Below are 18334 nucleotides of genomic sequence, written 5' to 3' on the forward strand. Positions count from 1 at the left end.
GAAGGGGACGTCCTATCTCTAGGATTGTCAGAGGATGTCAAGACCTGGTAAGGTTCTTCGCGTTGCTTCGAATTAAACCACATGCTCCACCGCTTGTGCGGGCCCCCGTCAATTCCTTTGAGTTTCAGTCTTGCGACCGTACTCCCCAGGCGGAGTGCTTAATGCGTTAGCTGCAGCACTAAGGGGCGGAAACCCCCTAACACTTAGCACTCATCGTTTACGGCGTGGACTACCAGGGTATCTAATCCTGTTCGCTCCCCACGCTTTCGCTCCTCAGCGTCAGTTACAGACCAGAGAGTCGCCTTCGCCACTGGTGTTCCTCCACATCTCTACGCATTTCACCGCTACACGTGGAATTCCACTCTCCTCTTCTGCACTCAAGTTCCCCAGTTTCCAATGACCCTCCCCGGTTGAGCCGGGGGCTTTCACATCAGACTTAAGGAACCGCCTGCGAGCCCTTTACGCCCAATAATTCCGGACAACGCTTGCCACCTACGTATTACCGCGGCTGCTGGCACGTAGTTAGCCGTGGCTTTCTGGTTAGGTACCGTCAAGGTACCGCCCTATTCGAACGGTACTTGTTCTTCCCTAACAACAGAGCTTTACGATCCGAAAACCTTCATCACTCACGCGGCGTTGCTCCGTCAGACTTTCGTCCATTGCGGAAGATTCCCTACTGCTGCCTCCCGTAGGAGTCTGGGCCGTGTCTCAGTCCCAGTGTGGCCGATCACCCTCTCAGGTCGGCTACGCATCGTTGCCTTGGTGAGCCATTACCTCACCAACTAGCTAATGCGCCGCGGGTCCATCTGTAAGTGGTAGCCGAAGCCACCTTTTATGTTTGAACCATGCGGTTCAAACAAGCATCCGGTATTAGCCCCGGTTTCCCGGAGTTATCCCAGTCTTACAGGCAGGTTACCCACGTGTTACTCACCCGTCCGCCGCTAACATCAGGGAGCAAGCTCCCATCTGTCCGCTCGACTTGCATGTATTAGGCACGCCGCCAGCGTTCGTCCTGAGCCAGGATCAAACTCTCCGATAAAGTAGTTTGACTGACTACGCACATCGCTGTGCGATTTATATTAAAACTTGAATTAACAGGTACGTTTTGTCTTGTTTAGTTTTCAAAGATCATTTATGCCGCTTAACGAAGCAGCTTTATTACTATAACATCCAGCTTCTTTTAAGTCAACACCTTTTTAAAAGGTTAATGAAGCTTTTATTTGTTGTCAGCTGTTCATCAGCGACGAATAATAATATAACACGGATATTATCAAATGGTCAATAACTAATTTAATCTGTTTTAAAGAGACTTTTTATCAGTTATATTCGTTTGGCCAGGCACATAAGATGTAACACAAGAAAGATGGACAAGATAAGGAGGCATCATCAGTGAATCACTTCTATGTGTGGCACATAAAACGCGTTAAACAATTTATCATTATACTTATCGCCGCATTTGCTGCAGCCAGCTTTTTTTATATCCAAAGAGCTGTCCCGCTCCCTGTGTTTTCGACTGACAGCGGACCGAAAGCCATTTATAAAGGAGAAACAGATTCAAAAGACATTGCTCTTACCTTTGATATCAGCTGGGGCGATGAGAAAGCCGAGCCTATTCTTAATACCCTGAAAACCAACGGCATCAAAAACGCGACGTTTTTTCTTTCCGCTTCTTGGGCCGAGCGCCACCCGGACACGGTGGCTCGCATTGTAAAGGACGGCCATCAAATAGGAAGTATGGGTTATGCTTATAAAAACTATGCCAATCTAGAGGATAGTGAAATAAAAAAGGACATTAACCGTGCGCGGACTGCCTTTGAAAAATTAGGAATCAAAGACATACGGCTCCTAAGACCTCCTACCGGTCAGTTCAATAAAAATGTCCTATCAATCGCAAAGCAGTATAACTATACAGTCGTTCACTATAGTGTGAACTCCCATGACTGGACGAATCCAGGCGTTGAAAAAATCGTCGATAATGTAAACCGTCAAGTTTCAGGAGGAGACATTATTCTTTTACACGCCTCAGACTCAGCTAAACAAACAGAAGAGGCCCTGCCTGAGATTATCCATCATATGAGAGAAAAAGGTTTAAAAAATGTCAACGTGGGAGATCTCATTGCAAACACAGATGCAAAATCCGCCGAAGTAAAATAAATTATTTCTCTGCAAACTTCGGCAGCATCAGCAATTGAAAAGCATTACACGCCATTAACGGAAAGAGCATTAAGTAAAGCCAGTCCTCATCATTTACTCTGAGCGCAGGAAACCATTCCAATGCAGTGATCACAACCATTAAAAATAATGATGACACAAACGTTTTCTTTGAGGACTGCTTTTGTTTTAAAAACGCGGTAAGCAAACCGAAGATCAATAAAAATAACGGCAGCCACGCATAGCCAGCCATTGACTCTCCTCTATCTCCGAAAAATAAAAACCGCACGTACATTAAATCAAAAGCGACAAACAGGATGAAAAACAGCTGCAATAAATTCCATAATGATGAAGATCTTAATATTTCGAGTGCAAACCGGTGAACTGTTAAAAACACGAAAAAACCCATTTGACTGATGACACTAAAAATCATGCCGACACCGATAAACCAAAATAAAACAGAGAAAATCTGGCCTGCTTCAAAATTCAGAAACAGCTCCTTATATCCCCCCCATTTTAAAGCAAAACCCACAACACTTGTGACAACCGCTCCGACAGCTAAAATAGAAAAGAAAAAACGAACTAAGCCACGGCTTTTCATTTCTTTATTCAACCCCTCAAAAATCGCAGATCGCGATATTTTGTTATGTATAATTCCAACCGGATGAATCATATTAAAAGTAAGATAAGTATGTGAAAGGAGCTTAAGCATGTCAAAAGCCAAAACGCTATTGATGGGCTGTTTTTTGATATTATCTGTAACAGCTTGCGCTCCAAAAGACCAAGCAGCGGATATGGATTATGATCAGACCAAAAAAATGGTTGTTGATATATTAAAAACAGATGATGGAAAGAAAGCAATTAAGGAATTATTAAACGATGATGCGATGAATGAAGCACTGGTGATTGATCAGGATGCCATTAAAGGAACAATAGAAAAAACACTCACCTCTAAAAAAGGTGCGGATTTTTGGAAAAACATCTTTGAAGACACTGAATTTGCGGAAAGCTTTGCTAAAACCCTTCAAACAGAGCATGAAAAAGTAATTAAAAAGCTGATGAAGGATCCGGATTACCAGAAAATGCTGATGAGTGTTATGCAGGACCCGGGAATGAATAAAAAATACAGCGAACTGGCAAAAAGCCAAGAATTCCGCAGTTATTTAGAACAAGTAATTACCGAAACACTTTCTAGTCCGCTTTACAAAAAACAGTTCGAAGATGAACTGAAAAAAGCAGCAGCAGAAACCGCTAAAGAAGGTGAGTAAAGGGAAGCCGGGATCAAAAAATCCCGGTTCGCCTTTTTATATTTGCACTTCCATTTTTTCAACGACTTTTTTTGCAATGTCATGATATATTTCACCGATTGAATGGCTTTCGTCATAAACAGACGGAGCAAATTGGTCTTTATCCCAATCAGGCTGTTTTAACGGTATTCTGCCGAGCAAAGGCACTTTAAGCTCCTCAGCAAGTTTATCTCCGCCGCCTTTGCCAAAGACATATTCTCTTTCCCCGGTCTTTGCACTTTCATAATAAGCCATGTTCTCTATGACGCCAACGACCTCATGATCTGTTTTAATAGCCATAGACCCCGCTCTGGCCGCAACAAAGGCTGCAGTCGGGTGCGGCGTTGATACGATAATTTCTTTACTGCTCGGAAGCATCGTATGTACATCAAGTGCGACGTCCCCTGTTCCAGGCGGAAGATCGAGAACGATATAGTCTACTTCTCCCCATTCTACTTCGTGGAAAAAGTTGTTGAGCATCTTGCCCAGCATTGGCCCTCTCCAGACGACAGGAGCATTTTCTTCAACGAAGAAACCCATCGACATGACCTTTACACCGAAGCGTTCAACAGGAAGCAGTTTGTCTCCTTCAATTGTTGGACGCACTGTAATGCCCATCATATCCGGCACACTAAAGCCGTAGATATCCGCGTCAATTAAACCGACCTTTTTCCCAAGCCGAGCCAGAGAAATAGCAAGGTTCACTGACACAGTTGATTTGCCTACTCCGCCTTTTCCGCTCGCTACAGCAAGGAAAACCGGCGGGTTATCCATATTTAACAATGTTTTGTTCTCTGTTGACGGCGCCCGAAATTTCGCAACTGTTTCTTCAGGCAGCTCTTCAAATCGAAGGCCTACCGTCTCAGCGCCTGCCCCTTTTAAGACATTTACGATTTCTTGCTGAACCTGCATTTGTTCTGCTGTTCCGGTTTTTGCAAGAGCCACTTTTACACTGACATGCCGTTTTTCAGGCTTTATTTTTACTTCCTTAACGGCATCCAATTCTCCCAGAGGTCTTTGAAGAAAAGGTTCGCGCATTTCACCGACTAGTTTTCTTACTTCATCTTCTCTTATCATCGAACCTCACCCTTTTGTGTATTCGTTTACAAACATTATTATATCATACATAAACAGCAGGTGTCTTTTGCTTAGAACCATGAGAAAACCCTCCTTTACTCCGGAGGGTCGCCTTTTTCTGTAAAGTATCTCAATATTCCTTTATATATGGAAGATGCCACTTTGTCCTGATATTTCGGTTTCCCCAGCATCTTTGCTTCTCCAGGATTGGATAAAAAACCGACTTCCACAAGCGCACCTGGTTTTGTGACGTTTTGCATTAAGTAAATACCATGAATTCTCTTTGCTTTTCGGGTTGTATTCTCCAGGTTTGTTCTCAACTCATCCTGAATGTATTTTGCAATTTTCTCGTTTTCCTCGTATTTTCCGTAATAAAAGCTTTGGGCTCCGCTCCATTTTTGTGACGGGATCGCATTAAGATGAATGCTAAGGTAGAGCTCAGCCTCTGAATTGTTAATTAAGTTTACTCGCTGTCTTAAGTCTTCCGCTTTTCGTTTACTATAGCCTCTTGTCCCTTCAGGAGCTAGATCGGTGTCACTTTCTCTAGTCATAATCACTAAGGCCCCTTGTTCCTGAAGATAATCCCTGACTCTGAAAGCCACTTCCAGGGTTATATCCTTCTCTAACAGCTTGCCGCCCACTGCCCCTCCATCAGGCCCGCCATGACCTGGATCAAGATAAATAATTTTTCCGCTCAAAGGCAGACTCCACGGATTCCAAGAATCGTTATTGCTGAATTGATACTTGAATAGAAACAGTAATACGATGAAGCCTAGCATAAAACTGAGCCATTTAAGCTTTTTCCTCATCCCTTCCCCTCCCGCTTGTCCGTTATTACATAAGTATGGGACAGGGTCGGGAAATATGATTAACGCATGCGAAGCTTACATTGTTTTTCTCTTTGGACAAACCCTTCTGTCCACCAGTCTTTGATGAATTTTCGTGCAGCTTCATAAACTGTGTTTTTATCAAACGTTGCGTATTGCTCATGTGTCCAATGATAAAGGTATTCAAAAAACTCCATACGAAGCTCTTCTTCTTCCCTTGCAGAGCGGGCACTAACACTTTGCATAGATTCTCCATAATACCCGAAAACCCCGAAACGCCCGCCTAACAAATAAGCTTCTATCGCAAAATCAATACAGCCTTCACTAATAACGTCCCTTTCATCCTGCAAAAATGGAAATAATGGAGTAAGACATGCCTTTACAGACTGAATGATTTGTCTAAGTGAGAGTTCTTTGAGCAAGTTTTTTTCTAATTCAAAATCCTTTTGGCGTTTCACATCCATAAAAGACAGTACCTCTGCCATACAAATTCACTCTCCTTTTACCGGTTATTTTGAGGTTTGGGAGGTGAAACCATGCCCAAATTCGGTTGGAAATTCGCCCAAATGAAGGTGTCGATAACTTGAACATATTAAAAAGAGTGTAAAAAAAGCAGCTTTCTGCGGAGGTAGGAACTTATGTTCGTTCATGAGAGCAGAGGCAGCACAATAATAAAAGGCAGCTCCCTCTAATAGGTTGCTGCCTTCATACTTTAATGCTTCTTGTTGCAGAATATGTATTAATGTATTGATCCAATACAAAACCGCCTTTATCTTCATAAAAACCAGTGACAATAAAACCGGCATCGAGCTGTCCCTTAATTTGGTCTTCTAAGGAATGCCCGAATTCCAGAGCTTCATTATTTTCAATCAGCTTTTTCACCTTATGTTTTGGAAGATCTTCTGAGTCGGCGTATGGAATAGAGTGCTTTACTTTTAAAACGCCCTGCTCTTCTAATTCAATGTCAAACAGAAAAACAACTGGATTAACAAATCCTGAAATTAAAACGCCATTTCTTTTCAGCACGCGGTGCGCTTCTTTCCAAACCGGCAGGATATCTTCAACAAAAACATTGGCAACTGGATGTACGATGAAATCAAATGATTCATCTTCAAATTGACTGAGATCATCCATACTTCCTTTCACGGTGCGTATGGTCAAGCCGTCGCGATCAGCAACCATTCTGTCCTGTCCAAGCTGCTGTTCTGAGTTATCTAAGACGGTGACATCCGCTCCGGCTGCCGCTAAAACCGGGGCCTGCTGTCCGCCTCCTGAAGCCAAACAAAGCACCTTCAAGCCTTTTACAGGAGGAAACCAATCCTTTGGCACATTTTTAATAGGTGTTAACCTTATATCCCAATTCCCTTTTTTCGCTTGTTCAATGACATGCCGCTCTACAGCAACAGTCCATTCATTGCCTGTCTCTACTTTTTGATCCCAGGCTTTGCTATTATGATCTACTAACGCATTCATGAATCGTTCTCCTTACTTTAATGTTTAGAGTATAACAAATATTTCTAGATTGATACCGCTTTCCCTTTGCATATTCGGAAAAAAATTCATAAAACCGCAATAAATTAACAAAGGAGATATGTGATTTTATTGCTAGTGATTATAATATCACTTTTTCAAATCAAATTAATGACAAAGCACTTGATGCCGGCATTACGCTTTTCATTACCCTATGGCATTTGAACACTTATGTAAGACTCACTTCAGCACTAGACGTTTCTTTCTGCGATGCGAATTGGTATTTGAACGGTTCCGTGTTTCCAAAAACGAGTTGAAAATCCTTCAATTTGTGATAACAAACCATTTTAGCGAATAAATGCGTATGCCATTTGCAAAGGACGTTTGAATGGAGCACGCAGATGCGCTCTATTTATCAAGATGCAGATACACCAGTCATAGAATAGCACGCGCTTGAATTAACAGGGGCTCAAGATAGATCATTGAAGCATTGAATTGAAAGGTGACATATTTTGTGCTGGAGCTGAGGTTAAACTATTCGAAACCTTGTGAGAAAGACCGGCATTTAAAGACGATCGTTTTATAAAGCAAAAAAAGGATGCCTGTTTAATCGCTTCTGCTTTAATTCTTAAAAGAAAATAAAAAAAGCCCCCAACCCATGGTTGAGAGCTTTGTGAAACGTAAAATTAACGTTTTGAGAACTGAGGTGCACGACGAGCGCCTTTAAGACCGTATTTTTTACGTTCTTTCATACGAGCGTCACGAGTCAGAAGACCTGCACGTTTAAGTGTTGCACGGTATTCTGGATCTGCTTCAAGCAAAGCACGAGCGATACCATGACGGATTGCTCCAGCTTGACCAGATAAGCCGCCTCCATGTACGTTTACTAAAACATCATAAGTTCCAGCTGTTTCAGTCAAAGTTAATGGTTGTTTGATATCTTCGATTAGAGCTGGAGATGGGATGTGCTCGCTGATTTCACGATTATTAACGACGATACGACCTTCTCCTGGAACTAAGCGCACACGCGCTACAGAGCTTTTACGACGGCCAGTACCGTAATATTGAACCTGTGCCAAATTGGTAACCTCCTTTTTAATTAACCGCGAAGTTCGTAAACTTCAGGTTTTTGTGCTTCATGTGGATGCTCAGAACCACGGTATACGTTCAATTTTTTGAACATTTGACGACCTAGAGAACCTTTTGGAAGCATGCCTTTGATAGCAAGCTCAAGCATTTTCTCAGGGTAGTTTGTACGCATTTCAAGAGCAGTTCTTGATTTTAATCCGCCTGGATGTTGAGTGTGACGGTAGTAGATTTTGTCAGTTAACTTTTTACCAGTTAACTCGATTTTTTCAGCGTTGATGATGATCACATGATCTCCAGTATCAACGTGTGGTGTGTAAGTTGGTTTGTGTTTTCCGCGAAGGATAGCTGCAACTTCTGAAGAAAGACGACCTAAAGTCTTGCCAGCAGCATCAACAACTAACCACTTGCGTTCAATAGTACTTGCGTTAGCCATAGGTGTTGTACGCATTGAATTTCCCTCCTAAATGATCTGTCATTTTCAATAAACTTCGATTACGTTCTATTTCACAACACAATAAGTTCCGGGGCTTATCGTGGGGTTGAAATACATACCATATGATATCTTATAACTTTATGCAGACTCTGTCAAGAAAATATTATACACCTGGTTTAGTTGTCATAGTAAACGTTCCATAAGTACAGTCCGTGTCCCGGTGCTGTGCGCCCTGCTGCTTCGCGGTCCTTCGCTTCCAGCATGGATTTCACATCATCAGGAGAAATTTTTCCAATACCTGCATCCAGCAAAGTACCCGCAATAATTCTGACCATATTATATAGGAAACCGCTGCCTGTGATCCGCATTTGCAGGCCGTCATCAGTCTCAGTCCAATCGAGTTCGTAAATCGTTCTCACTTTGTCCTGCACTTCCGTTTTAGCCGCACAAAAGCTTGTAAAATCATGTGTTCCTAAAAGATGCTTTGCCGCTTCTCTCATGTTCTGCACATTGAGGCGATATGAAAAATGGTAAGCGTAATGCCGTTTAAATACGTCCGGGTGTTTCTCCGTGTATACAAAGTAGCGATATTCCTTTTTAACTGCGCTAAATCGTGCATGGAACCCATCATCCGCAATTTCTGCCGTTTTGACTGCAATATCATCCGGAAGCAGTGCATTTAAAGCATATGGCCATTTCTCAGCTGGAATAGAGAGCGGTGTATCAAAATGAATCACCTGTCCGGCTGCATGAACCCCGCTGTCCGTCCTTCCAGAGGAAACGACCGGGATTCTGTCTTTTGACTTATGCAGGACAGCCAGCGCCTTCTCCAGCTCATCCTGAACCGTTCTTTTACCCGGCTGTACTTGATATCCTTTAAACAAATGTCCGTCATAAGAAATCGTGCATTTCAGTCTCATAAAGCACCTCTAAGCCCTTAAGAAAAATAACAGAGCAGCCAATATGAACAAGCTGACGATGACAGAAGTATCCTTTGCCGTCCATACAAGCTTTCTGTATTTAGTGCGGCCCTCTCCGCCTTGATAGCCTCTTGCTTCCATTGCAACCGCAAGCTCTTCAGCACGCTTAAACGCACTGACAAAGAGTGGGACTAGCAGCGGCACAATTGCCTTCACTCTGTCTTTAAGCGGTCCGCTTGTAAAATCAACGCCTCTCGCCATCTGAGCCTTCATAATCTTATCTGTCTCCTCCATCAAGGTTGGGATAAACCGTAAAGAGATCGACATCATAAGAGCCAGCTCATGAACAGGAAGCTTCAATTTTTTAAATGGGTTGAGCAGCTGTTCCATCCCATCGGTAATCTCAATAGGTGTTGTTGTCAGCGTTAATAGAGTTGTCATTAAAATCAGATAGACGAACCTAAGGGAAATGAAGATCCCTTGTACCAAACCGCCCTCATAGATCTTGAAAAAGCCAAGTTCAAAAATGATCGGCCCTTCATGTGTCATGATAATATGAAGCAGGAACGTAAAAAGAACAATCCAAATGATCGGCTTTAGCCCTTTCATCAAAAAGGAAAAAGGAACTCTTGTTAAGGAAACAACGCCTGCTGTAAATAAACCAACCACCGCATATGTCTGCACATTATTGGCCAGGAAAACGATACAGACAAACAAAAAGATCGTAACCAATTTTGTTCTTGGATCAAGCCGGTGCACAAGCGATGAACCCGGCACATACTTGCCGATAATCATGCTGTCCATCATAAGGTTTTTCCCCCCTGAAAAAGAGCACGGATTTCAGCAGCGGCATCTTCTATTGTGAGCAGAGGTTCTTTAAATTTGACACCAAGTGCGGCTTCCAGCTGTCTTTGGAATTTAATCGTTTCCGGAATATCCAGCCCCCAGCCGGCCATTTCTTCCCCTTTTGAGAACAGGTCTCGCGGACTGCCTGATGCCTGGATAGTTCCTTTATGCATCACGATCATTTCATCAGCATAGGCAGCCGCATCTTCCATGCTGTGGGTGACAAGAATTGTCGTCAGGTTTCCCCGTTGGTGGAGCTCATAAAACATGTCCATGATCTCTTTTCGCCCTCTTGGATCCAGCCCTGCTGTCGGCTCATCGAGAACAAGCACTTCAGGATCCATTGCAAGCACCCCGGCAATTGCAACCCTGCGCATTTGTCCTCCGCTTAATTCAAAAGGTGATCTGTCCAGAAGCTCTTCAGATAAACCTACAAGCTTCAGCATCTCTCTCGCTTTTTGTTCAGCGTCTTCCTTTTTCACACCAAAGTTCATCGGTCCAAATGAAATATCTTTGAGAACTGTTTCTTCGAATAATTGATGTTCGGGGAATTGGAAAACGATTCCGACTTTTTTTCGGAGGGATTTAAGCTCTTTATTCTTTTTTCCTGCCTGTATAACGGTACTGCCTAATGAAATATGCCCCTTTGTAGGCTTCAGGAGACCATTCAGGTGCTGAAGAAGAGTGGATTTACCGGAGCCTGTATGCCCTATTACGGCCACATAGCTGCCTTCCTTAATCGATGCATTGATATCATACAGGGCAAGGCGCTCAAACGGCGTCTTTATCTGATAGCGATGCTCTACATCTTTGATTGTAATGTCCATAGCTCGTTCACCAGCCCTTCCTGAGTCAAATGATTTTCTTCCAAAGCCAGTCCATTTTCTCTTAAGAGCTGGCTGAGCTGGAATGAGAAGGGTAAATCAAGCCCGATTCGCACAAGTTCCTTATTCAATTTAAAAATTTCTTCAGGCGTACCCTCGGCATATTTCTTACCGCCATTCATGACAATGATTCTGTCAGCTTTTGCTGCCTCATTCAGATCATGTGTAATCGAGATGACAGTTGCCATGCCTTGCTCTTTTAAATGTCTTACCGTTTCAAGCACTTCTTCTCGCCCGATCGGGTCAAGCATGGATGTTGCTTCATCTAAGATAATAATATCAGGACGTGCGGCAATAATCCCTGCTATCGCAACTCTCTGCTTTTGGCCTCCGGAGAGATGGTGCGGCTCTTGATCAAGAAAATCCTGCATGTTGACCTGTTTGACAGCCCAATCTACTCTCTCAATCATTTCTTCCCGCGGTACACCATTGTTTTCTAAACCAAAAGCCACATCATCGCGAACTGTCGTTCCGACAAATTGGTTATCCGGATTTTGAAAGACCATTCCAATCTTCTTACGCACTTCCCACACTGACTTTTCTGTCAGTTGAATTCCAGCAACCTTTATGTCGCCTGATTCAGGAAGGATTAAACCATTCAATGCCCGGGCCAGTGTTGATTTCCCTGAACCGTTATGACCTACAATTGCAAGCCATTCACCCTCATACACCTGCAGGGAGACGCCATCTAGTGCTCGTCTTTCTGCGTCTTTCCGATATCGAAAAACGATATCCTCTACCGATATCAACTGATTTTGATTCACGGACAACCGGCCTCCTCTCAGCTCATACTCTGCTTGTCTCTCTATTGAAAAAGTTGCAGTATCTAAAAAAAGGGCATAGATCCAGTTAGAAACTGTCCCGCCCTTCTTTAGATACACAAAAATATGTGATTAAACCAATTCGATAATTGCCATTGGTGCTCCGTCACCACGGCGAGGACCAAGCTTCATAATACGTGTGTATCCACCTTGGCGCTCCTCGTAACGAGTTGCAATGTCAGAGAATAATTTTTGAAGTGCATCTTGGTTATTTTCTTCGTTAGCAACCTCGTTGCGGATGTATGCAGCAGCTTGACGGCGAGCGTGAAGATCACCGCGTTTGCCAAGCGTGATCATTTTTTCAACTACAGAGCGAAGTTCTTTCGCACGTGTTTCAGTTGTTTCGATTCTTTCGTTGATGATCAAATCAGTTGTAAGATCACGAAGCATAGCCTTACGCTGTGCACTCGTACGTCCTAGTTTTCTGTATGACATGTGATGTCCCCTCCTTTATTGGAATGCTTTTTCTGAATTATAAACACACGAAAATCCTAGTTCACAAGGGAAACTAGTCAATCGTCTTTGCGAAGTCCGAGTCCAAGTTCTTCTAGTTTCGCTTTCACTTCTTCAAGTGATTTACGTCCTAGATTACGAACTTTCATCATATCTTCTTCCGTCTTGTTCGCAAGCTCTTGAACCGTGTTGATACCCGCACGCTTTAAGCAGTTGTAAGAACGAACAGAAAGATCCAATTCTTCAATCGTCATTTCAAGAACTTTCTCTTTTTGATCTTCTTCTTTTTCAACCATGATTTCAGCATGCTGAGCTTCGTCAGTTAAACCAACGAATATATTAAGGTGTTCAGTTAAAATCTTTGAACCAAGCGCAATCGCTTCTTTAGGTCCAGTGCTTCCATCAGTCCAAACATCAAGTGTAAGTTTGTCATAGTTTGCAACCTGGCCTACACGAGTGTTCTCTACTTGATAAGATACACGAGAAACTGGCGTATAGATTGAATCGATCGGAATCACGCCGATAGGCTGATCGTCTCTTTTGTTTGCGTCAGCAGGCGTATACCCACGTCCTCTTTGAGCAGTAAGGCGAACTCGGAAACTCGCATTCTCACCAAGAGTCGCGATATGAAGATCAGGATTTAAGATCTCTACATCACTGTCGTGTGTAATATCAGCTGCTGTTACAGTTCCATCACCCTGTACATCAATTTCTAGCGTCTTCTCTTCATCAGAGTAGATTTTCAATGCAAGCTTTTTAATGTTTAAGATAATCGTTGTAACATCTTCCACAACGCCTTCAATTGTCGAGAATTCGTGCAGTACACCATCTATCTGGATTGATGTTACAGCGGCACCAGGGAGTGAGGATAAGAGGATACGACGTAAGGAGTTACCCAGAGTTGTACCATATCCACGCTCAAGTGGCTCTACGACAAACTTACCAAATTTGGCATCGTCGCTGATTTCAACCGTTTCGATTTTTGGTTTTTCAATCTCGATCATTACTTAAAACCCTCCTTCAAAACGTCGAAACCTCGAATAGAATCATATGAGATTCCATCCGAAATTCCCCATTGTTTAGTCCCGTATGTGCTCAGGCAACGAGTCGGTGCATTCGTTTAATAAATAACTGTATCATAACCCATTATTGACAGGGACACAAAATCTATACAAACAAATTACACGCGGCGACGTTTTGGTGGACGGCATCCGTTATGAGGAACAGGAGTTACGTCTCTGATAGCAGTGACTTCTAATCCAGCAGCTTGAAGCGCACGGATAGCAGCTTCACGACCTGAACCAGGGCCTTTTACAGTAACCTCAAGAGTTTTAAGTCCATGTTCGATTGAACCTTTAGCAGCTGTTTCTGCAGCCATTTGTGCAGCAAAAGGAGTAGATTTACGAGAACCTCTGAATCCTAGAGCTCCGGCACTAGACCAAGAAAGAGCATTACCATGAGTGTCAGTGATCGTAACGATCGTGTTATTGAAAGTTGAACGAATATGAGCAATTCCAGACTCAATATTCTTTTTCACGCGACGTTTACGCGTGTTAGATTTACGAGCAGCAGCCATTGTTTAGGTACCTCCCTTACTTATTTTTTCTTGTTAGCTACAGTACGACGCGGACCTTTACGAGTACGCGCATTGTTTTTAGAGTTTTGTCCGCGAACAGGCAAACCTCTGCGATGACGGATTCCGCGGTAGCTTCCGATTTCGATCAGACGCTTAATGTTAAGAGAAACTTCACGGCGAAGGTCACCTTCTACTTTCAGTTTGTCAATAACATCACGGATTTTACCAAGTTCTTCTTCAGTAAGATCACGCACACGAGTATCTTCTGAAACACCAGCCTCTTTCAAGACTTGCTGAGCCGTTGTGCGGCCAATTCCGAAGACATATGTTAAAGAAATAACAACACGTTTGTCACGTGGGATATCTACACCAGCAATACGAGCCATTCTCTGGGCACCTCCTTATAAATTATCCTTGTTTTTGTTTATGCTTTGGATTTTCACAGATCACCATTACTTTTCCTTTTCTGCGAATAACTTTACATTTTTCGCAGATTGGTTTAACTGATGGTCTCACTTTCATGTGTTTCCAACCTCCTTCAGTTTCCGGAGTGCTTTATTTGTAACGGTACGTAATCCTGCCACGAGTTAAGTCATATGGAGATAATTCTACCGTAACTTTGTCTCCAGGTAAAATGCGAATGAAGTGCATGCGGATTTTACCAGATACGTGAGCCAAAACAGTGTGTCCATTTTCGAGTTCAACTTTGAACATCGCGTTTGGCAATGTTTCGACTATCGTACCTTCCACTTCAATTACATCGTCTTTCGCCATTCAAGTGTTCTCCCTTCTTCAAATCAGTAACTTGCTTTCTGACAAATTTCAAAAGAGAAAATCTCAGTTTTCCGTTTGTCACACGCCCTGTTTCGTTTATACTGTTCTGAACTTCCGGAGATACGCAATCATAAAGGGTTAAATGATTGATATTCTATTTCTTAGGAGAATGAAATGTACGCTTTTCTCCGTCTGCTATTAGTACATGATGATTACAATTCCACCGACAACGGCAAGATGAATTCGCTCCTGCCAATGTTAAACCGAACCTTCTGCCCTATCAAGCCGGAAAAACATCTGCCTTCGGAATGATGTCATCATCTAGACTTTTGTCAGTATATCAAAACCCGTTTCCGTAATCGCAATTGTATGTTCAAAATGAGCACACTTTTTCCCATCTACCGTTACAACCGTCCAGTTATCAGCCAAAGTTTTCACATAGCGGCTGCCAGCGTTCACCATAGGTTCAATAGCGAGAACCATGCCAGGTTTAAGCCGTGGTCCTTTGTTGGGCGGACCGTAATGAGGAATTTGCGGGTCCTCATGCAAGTCTTGACCAACACCATGTCCGACATACTCCCTAACAACTGAAAACTGCTCATTTTCGACATACGTTTGTATTGCGTGGGAAATATTCGACAAACGTTCACCTGGTTTTGCTTCCTGCAAGCCTTTATATAAAGATTCCTCTGTCACTTCCAGAAGTTTTTTATCATCATCACTGATGTTTCCTACCGGATATGTCCATGCAGAGTCACCATGATAACCATTTAATTTAGCACCGATATCAATACTGATGATGTCACCGTCACGCAGCACCCTGCTGCCAGGAATGCCGTGAACGAGCTCTTCATTCACTGATACGCAAATGCTCCCGCGAAACCCATTATACCCCTTAAAAGATGGGATTGCACCCTGCTTCTTAATAAAACGTTCGGCAATTTGATCCAATTCTTTTGTCGAGATTCCTGGTTTAATGTGCTTTTTTAACTCTTCATGAGTCAAAGCCACGATTCGCCCTGCTTCCCGCATGATACCAAGTTCACGTGGGGTTTTACAGATAATCATTTTTTTAATCCTCCAAGAAGATCCTTCACATCTGCATAAACATCTTGAATGTCCTGCTGGCCATTCACGTTTACAAGATAACCTTTCTCAGAATAGAAATCGAGTAAAGGCTGAGTCTGCTTCATGTTTACCTCAAGCCGTTTAGAGACTGTTTCCTCATTATCATCTGCCCGTTGATAGAGTTCGCCTCCGTCTTTATCACAAACACCCGGCGTTTTCGGCGGATTAAAGACTAAATGATAGGTTGTGCCGCAAACACTGCAAATTCTGCGTCCAGTCAGACGTTCCATTAAAGAATCTTTATCAACTTTAATGTTAATGACATAATCAATCGGCTTGCCGTATTCTTCAAGAATTTCTTCAAGAGCTTCGGCTTGAGCGACTGTTCGCGGAAATCCGTCCAGAAGAAAACCTCTTTCACAATCATCTTTGCCAAGTCTTTCTTTGACAATTCCAATTGTGACTTCATCAGGTACGAGCTCTCCCTTATCAATATAAGATTTTGCTTCGAGTCCGAGTGATGTTTCCTCTTTCATAGCAGCACGGAACATATCTCCTGTTGAGATGTGAGGTATTCCATAATCCTCAACAATTCGTTCGCCCTGTGTACCTTTACCGGCACCAGGAAGCCCCATTAAGACTAAGTTCATTCGGATTTCCCCCGTCCTCTCTTAATTAAGAGGGAATGGATAAATCCATTTCCTCTAGTTTTTCATAAATCCACGGTAGTTTCGTTTCACCAACTGGCTTTCTAGTTGTTTCATTGTCTCCAAGGCTACCCCGACAACAATTAACAAAGATGTTCCGCCAATTTGTGCACTTTGAGGCAATCCAGCGAATTGAATGAAAAAGATAGGAAGAATGGAAATCACGGCTAAGAATAAAGCACCCACAAACGTAAGTCGATACAAAATGCTCGTAATTCTATCTTGAGTCATTTTCCCTGGACGAACCCCCGGGATATAGCCACCCTGTTTTTTAAGGTTATCAGCCATTTGTTCAGGATTAACCTGGACAAAAGCATAAAAGTACGTAAAGGCAATAATTAACGCAACATATATAGTCATCCCCACCGGATGTGTATTGTCAAAGTTGGCTTGAATCCACTTTGTCACATCGTTTGTTCCAAAGAATGACGCGATCGTACGCGGTGTTATTAAAAACGCAACCGCAAAGATTACTGGAATAACACCGGCAGGATTCACTTTCAATGGAAGGTGAGTAGACTGACCTCCGCCAGCAGGTGAACGACCTGTGCCTTTAGCATATTGAATCGCAATTTTCCGTACAGCTTGCTGAATGAAAATAACTCCAACAATAACTGCTAAAATCGCAATCACAAGAAGAGCGACTTTCACAATATGAATAAACAGCTGATCGTTGCTGCCGACAAATTGAGTCTCATATATTTGTCCAACCGTTTTCGGAATACTAGACACAATCCCCGCGAAGATAATGATCGATATTCCGTTGCCTACTCCATGAGATGTGATTTGTTCTCCAAGCCACATTAAAAAGGCAGTTCCGCCAGTGAGTACTAAAGCGATGATCAGATATGTGGATACGCCGGATTTTTCAATCAGCAATCCGTTAGCCAAATTGTTAAATCCGTATGACATACCCAACGCTTGGATAAATCCAAGGACAATCGTAAAGTATCTTGTGAACTGAGCCAATTTACGGCGGCCGACTTCACCCTGCTTAGACCACTCAGTAAACTTCGGCACAACATCCATCTGAAGCAGCTGGATGATGATTGAAGCTGTGATGTAAGGAGTAATCCCCATTGCGAAAATAGAGAATTGGTAAAGCGCACCGCCGCCAAATGTATTAAGAAGATCAAATACTCCCATTTGAGACTGTGCCTGTAACACATCAGCGTTAACATACGGCACAGGAATAAACGCACCTATGCGAAAGACGATAAGCATGAGTAAAGTGAATATGATTTTATTCCGGATATCACTCACACGCATAAAGTTGGAGATTGTTTTAAACAAGTTAGATCACCTCAGCTGTACCGCCAGCAGCTTCAACAGCTTCTTTCGCAGAAGCAGAGAATTTATTGGCTTTTACAGTTAATTTTTTCTCTAATTTACCGTTGCCAAGAATCTTTACTCCTGCATTAAGTTTGCTTATAACACCAGTCTCAAGAAGAAGTTCAGGAGTGACTTCCGTTCCTTCTGCAAAACCGTTCAATTTGTCTAGGTTGACTACAGCGTATTCCTTACGGTTAATGTTAGTAAAACCGCGTTTAGGAAGACGTTGGAATAAAGGCATTTGTCCCCCCTCGAACCCTGGGCGTACACCGCCGCCAGAACGAGCGTTTTGACCTTTGTGACCTTTACCAGCTGTTTTACCGTTGCCAGAACCAATACCACGACCTACGCGATTACGCGTTTTGCGTGAACCTTCTGAAGGTTTTAATTCATGAAGTTTCATTAGGACACCTCCTTATCCGATCAATTATTTTTATTGTTCTTTAACAGAAACTAAATGAGATACTTTATTAATCATACCACGAATCGCAGCGTTGTCTTCATGAACAACAGTTTGGTTTGTTTTCTTTAAACCAAGTGTTCTCACAGTAACGCGTTGATCTTCCGGGCGACCGATTACACTTCGTTTGAGGGTAATTTCTAATTTAGCCATTAATATT

Annotated in this window: 24 protein-coding genes, 1 rRNA gene and 1 pseudogene (1 of these 26 only partly in view); 2 read left to right on the plus strand and 24 right to left on the minus strand. The window is 42.8% G+C overall.

Going from position 1 to position 18334, the window contains the following annotated elements:
- Positions 1-1039: ribosomal RNA gene (locus tag DIC78_RS09280) — 16S ribosomal RNA — on the minus strand (it extends 511 nt beyond the left edge of the window).
- Between the two features lie 350 nt (positions 1040-1389).
- Between DIC78_RS09280 and pdaB the strand changes: the two genes are divergently transcribed.
- Positions 1390-2154, plus strand: a complete 765-nt coding sequence (gene pdaB, locus DIC78_RS09285; protein ID WP_101861377.1) for a polysaccharide deacetylase family sporulation protein PdaB — start codon at positions 1390-1392, stop codon at positions 2152-2154.
- 1 nt (position 2155) lies between these two features.
- Here the strand turns inward: pdaB and kbaA are convergent, their stop codons facing one another.
- The gene (kbaA, locus tag DIC78_RS09290) at positions 2156-2752 is read right to left on the minus strand and encodes a KinB-signaling pathway activation protein (RefSeq protein WP_127696149.1); all 597 of its coding nucleotides are present in this window, start codon (positions 2750-2752) and stop codon (positions 2156-2158) included.
- 109 nt (positions 2753-2861) lie between these two features.
- Here kbaA and gerD point away from each other — a divergent pair, with 109 nt between their 5' ends.
- Positions 2862-3419 (plus strand): spore germination lipoprotein GerD, encoded by a 558-nt coding sequence (gerD, locus tag DIC78_RS09295; RefSeq protein ID WP_010332792.1) that lies wholly within the window; start codon positions 2862-2864, stop codon positions 3417-3419.
- Between the two features lie 36 nt (positions 3420-3455).
- Here gerD and salA read toward each other — a convergent pair whose 3' ends face one another.
- The 22 genes and pseudogenes from salA to rpmD form a co-directional block, all read right to left on the minus strand.
- A complete protein-coding gene (gene salA, locus DIC78_RS09300; RefSeq protein WP_127696151.1) occupies positions 3456-4514 on the minus strand; it encodes an iron-sulfur carrier protein/transcriptional regulator SalA in 1059 nt (352 codons plus the stop codon).
- A 95-nt stretch (positions 4515-4609) separates the two neighbouring features.
- A complete protein-coding gene (gene cwlD / locus DIC78_RS09305) occupies positions 4610-5323 on the minus strand; it encodes an N-acetylmuramoyl-L-alanine amidase CwlD (protein ID WP_044153395.1) in 714 nt (237 codons plus the stop codon).
- Positions 5324-5382: 59 nt separating this feature from the next.
- Positions 5383-5826 carry a YbaK family protein gene (locus tag DIC78_RS09310; RefSeq protein WP_044153396.1) on the minus strand — a complete coding sequence of 148 codons (444 nt, stop codon included), beginning with the start codon at positions 5824-5826 and terminating at the stop codon, positions 5383-5385.
- Between the two features lie 220 nt (positions 5827-6046).
- Positions 6047-6814, minus strand: coding sequence for a class I SAM-dependent methyltransferase (locus DIC78_RS09315; RefSeq protein WP_095714778.1), 768 nt, complete (start codon positions 6812-6814; stop codon positions 6047-6049).
- A gap of 683 nt (positions 6815-7497) precedes the next feature.
- Positions 7498-7890: a 30S ribosomal protein S9 gene (gene rpsI / locus DIC78_RS09320; RefSeq protein WP_003225846.1), complete on the minus strand. Its 393-nt coding sequence runs from the start codon at positions 7888-7890 to the stop codon at positions 7498-7500.
- A gap of 20 nt (positions 7891-7910) precedes the next feature.
- Positions 7911-8348, minus strand: coding sequence for a 50S ribosomal protein L13 (rplM, locus tag DIC78_RS09325; protein ID WP_003241966.1), 438 nt, complete (start codon positions 8346-8348; stop codon positions 7911-7913).
- Between the two features lie 161 nt (positions 8349-8509).
- A complete protein-coding gene (gene truA, locus DIC78_RS09330) occupies positions 8510-9253 on the minus strand; it encodes a tRNA pseudouridine(38-40) synthase TruA (protein ID WP_127696152.1) in 744 nt (247 codons plus the stop codon).
- 9 nt (positions 9254-9262) lie between these two features.
- Entirely contained in the window at positions 9263-10060 is a 798-nt protein-coding gene (locus tag DIC78_RS09335; protein ID WP_127696154.1) for an energy-coupling factor transporter transmembrane component T family protein, read from the minus strand.
- Positions 10057-10926 (minus strand): energy-coupling factor ABC transporter ATP-binding protein, encoded by an 870-nt coding sequence (locus DIC78_RS09340; RefSeq protein WP_127696156.1) that lies wholly within the window; start codon positions 10924-10926, stop codon positions 10057-10059. Before DIC78_RS09340 ends, DIC78_RS09335 begins: the two co-directional genes overlap by 4 nt.
- A complete protein-coding gene (locus tag DIC78_RS09345) occupies positions 10902-11747 on the minus strand; it encodes an energy-coupling factor ABC transporter ATP-binding protein (RefSeq protein ID WP_127696158.1) in 846 nt (281 codons plus the stop codon). The genes DIC78_RS09340 and DIC78_RS09345 overlap by 25 nt, the downstream gene beginning before the upstream one ends.
- A 129-nt stretch (positions 11748-11876) precedes the next feature.
- Positions 11877-12239, minus strand: coding sequence for a 50S ribosomal protein L17 (gene rplQ / locus DIC78_RS09350; RefSeq protein WP_003225836.1), 363 nt, complete (start codon positions 12237-12239; stop codon positions 11877-11879).
- A gap of 77 nt (positions 12240-12316) precedes the next feature.
- Complete coding sequence (locus tag DIC78_RS09355; protein WP_010332783.1) at positions 12317-13261, minus strand: DNA-directed RNA polymerase subunit alpha; 945 nt, start codon at positions 13259-13261, stop codon at positions 12317-12319.
- A 176-nt stretch (positions 13262-13437) separates the two neighbouring features.
- The gene (rpsK, locus tag DIC78_RS09360) at positions 13438-13833 is read right to left on the minus strand and encodes a 30S ribosomal protein S11 (protein WP_010332782.1); all 396 of its coding nucleotides are present in this window, start codon (positions 13831-13833) and stop codon (positions 13438-13440) included.
- A gap of 20 nt (positions 13834-13853) precedes the next feature.
- Positions 13854-14219, minus strand: a complete 366-nt coding sequence (gene rpsM / locus DIC78_RS09365; protein WP_003156545.1) for a 30S ribosomal protein S13 — start codon at positions 14217-14219, stop codon at positions 13854-13856.
- Between the two features lie 22 nt (positions 14220-14241).
- On the minus strand, positions 14242-14355 hold the full coding sequence (rpmJ, locus tag DIC78_RS09370; protein ID WP_003156543.1) for a 50S ribosomal protein L36: 114 nt from the start codon (positions 14353-14355) through the stop codon (positions 14242-14244).
- Positions 14356-14388: 33 nt separating this feature from the next.
- Positions 14389-14607, minus strand: coding sequence for a translation initiation factor IF-1 (gene infA, locus DIC78_RS09375; protein ID WP_003156508.1), 219 nt, complete (start codon positions 14605-14607; stop codon positions 14389-14391).
- Positions 14585-14821 (minus strand): annotated as a pseudogene (locus DIC78_RS21815) (KOW domain-containing RNA-binding protein); the annotation flags it as partial. The gene infA and the pseudogene DIC78_RS21815, both read right to left, overlap by 23 nt.
- Positions 14822-14928: 107 nt before the next feature.
- Positions 14929-15675 (minus strand): type I methionyl aminopeptidase, encoded by a 747-nt coding sequence (gene map / locus DIC78_RS09385; protein WP_044153406.1) that lies wholly within the window; start codon positions 15673-15675, stop codon positions 14929-14931.
- The gene (locus DIC78_RS09390) at positions 15672-16325 is read right to left on the minus strand and encodes an adenylate kinase (protein ID WP_010332780.1); all 654 of its coding nucleotides are present in this window, start codon (positions 16323-16325) and stop codon (positions 15672-15674) included. Before DIC78_RS09390 ends, map begins: the two co-directional genes overlap by 4 nt.
- Positions 16326-16379: 54 nt before the next feature.
- Positions 16380-17675, minus strand: a complete 1296-nt coding sequence (gene secY, locus DIC78_RS09395) for a preprotein translocase subunit SecY (protein ID WP_044153408.1) — start codon at positions 17673-17675, stop codon at positions 16380-16382.
- Position 17676: 1 nt separating this feature from the next.
- On the minus strand, positions 17677-18117 hold the full coding sequence (gene rplO, locus DIC78_RS09400) for a 50S ribosomal protein L15 (protein WP_003225819.1): 441 nt from the start codon (positions 18115-18117) through the stop codon (positions 17677-17679).
- A gap of 30 nt (positions 18118-18147) precedes the next feature.
- Positions 18148-18327 carry a 50S ribosomal protein L30 gene (gene rpmD, locus DIC78_RS09405; RefSeq protein ID WP_003156497.1) on the minus strand — a complete coding sequence of 60 codons (180 nt, stop codon included), beginning with the start codon at positions 18325-18327 and terminating at the stop codon, positions 18148-18150.
- Positions 18328-18334: the final 7 nt, after the last annotated feature.

The organism is Bacillus halotolerans (assembly GCF_004006435.1).
Classification (GTDB): Bacteria; Bacillota; Bacilli; order Bacillales; family Bacillaceae; genus Bacillus; species Bacillus halotolerans.

What these genes read in the sequence shown, in the direction of transcription:
- kbaA (WP_127696149.1), bottom strand. Translation starts at nt 2,752, where the DNA reads ATGAAAAGCCGTGGCTTAGTTCGTTTTTTCTTTTCTATTTTAGCTGTC.
- gerD (WP_010332792.1), top strand. Translation starts at nt 2,862, where the DNA reads ATGTCAAAAGCCAAAACGCTATTGATGGGCTGTTTTTTGATATTATCT.
- salA (WP_127696151.1), bottom strand. Translation starts at nt 4,514, where the DNA reads ATGATAAGAGAAGATGAAGTAAGAAAACTAGTCGGTGAAATGCGCGAA.
- cwlD (WP_044153395.1), bottom strand. Translation starts at nt 5,323, where the DNA reads ATGAGGAAAAAGCTTAAATGGCTCAGTTTTATGCTAGGCTTCATCGTA.
- DIC78_RS09310 (WP_044153396.1), bottom strand. Translation starts at nt 5,826, where the DNA reads ATGGCAGAGGTACTGTCTTTTATGGATGTGAAACGCCAAAAGGATTTT.
- DIC78_RS09315 (WP_095714778.1), bottom strand. Translation starts at nt 6,814, where the DNA reads ATGAATGCGTTAGTAGATCATAATAGCAAAGCCTGGGATCAAAAAGTA.
- rplM (WP_003241966.1), bottom strand. Translation starts at nt 8,348, where the DNA reads ATGCGTACAACACCTATGGCTAACGCAAGTACTATTGAACGCAAGTGG.
- truA (WP_127696152.1), bottom strand. Translation starts at nt 9,253, where the DNA reads ATGAGACTGAAATGCACGATTTCTTATGACGGACATTTGTTTAAAGGA.
- DIC78_RS09335 (WP_127696154.1), bottom strand. Translation starts at nt 10,060, where the DNA reads ATGATGGACAGCATGATTATCGGCAAGTATGTGCCGGGTTCATCGCTT.
- DIC78_RS09340 (WP_127696156.1), bottom strand. Translation starts at nt 10,926, where the DNA reads ATGGACATTACAATCAAAGATGTAGAGCATCGCTATCAGATAAAGACG.
- rplQ (WP_003225836.1), bottom strand. Translation starts at nt 12,239, where the DNA reads ATGTCATACAGAAAACTAGGACGTACGAGTGCACAGCGTAAGGCTATG.
- DIC78_RS09355 (WP_010332783.1), bottom strand. Translation starts at nt 13,261, where the DNA reads ATGATCGAGATTGAAAAACCAAAAATCGAAACGGTTGAAATCAGCGAC.
- rpsK (WP_010332782.1), bottom strand. Translation starts at nt 13,833, where the DNA reads ATGGCTGCTGCTCGTAAATCTAACACGCGTAAACGTCGCGTGAAAAAG.
- rpsM (WP_003156545.1), bottom strand. Translation starts at nt 14,219, where the DNA reads ATGGCTCGTATTGCTGGTGTAGATATCCCACGTGACAAACGTGTTGTT.
- rpmJ (WP_003156543.1), bottom strand. Translation starts at nt 14,355, where the DNA reads ATGAAAGTGAGACCATCAGTTAAACCAATCTGCGAAAAATGTAAAGTT.
- infA (WP_003156508.1), bottom strand. Translation starts at nt 14,607, where the DNA reads ATGGCGAAAGACGATGTAATTGAAGTGGAAGGTACGATAGTCGAAACA.
- map (WP_044153406.1), bottom strand. Translation starts at nt 15,675, where the DNA reads ATGATTATCTGTAAAACCCCACGTGAACTTGGTATCATGCGGGAAGCA.
- DIC78_RS09390 (WP_010332780.1), bottom strand. Translation starts at nt 16,325, where the DNA reads ATGAACTTAGTCTTAATGGGGCTTCCTGGTGCCGGTAAAGGTACACAG.
- rplO (WP_003225819.1), bottom strand. Translation starts at nt 18,117, where the DNA reads ATGAAACTTCATGAATTAAAACCTTCAGAAGGTTCACGCAAAACGCGT.
- rpmD (WP_003156497.1), bottom strand. Translation starts at nt 18,327, where the DNA reads ATGGCTAAATTAGAAATTACCCTCAAACGAAGTGTAATCGGTCGCCCG.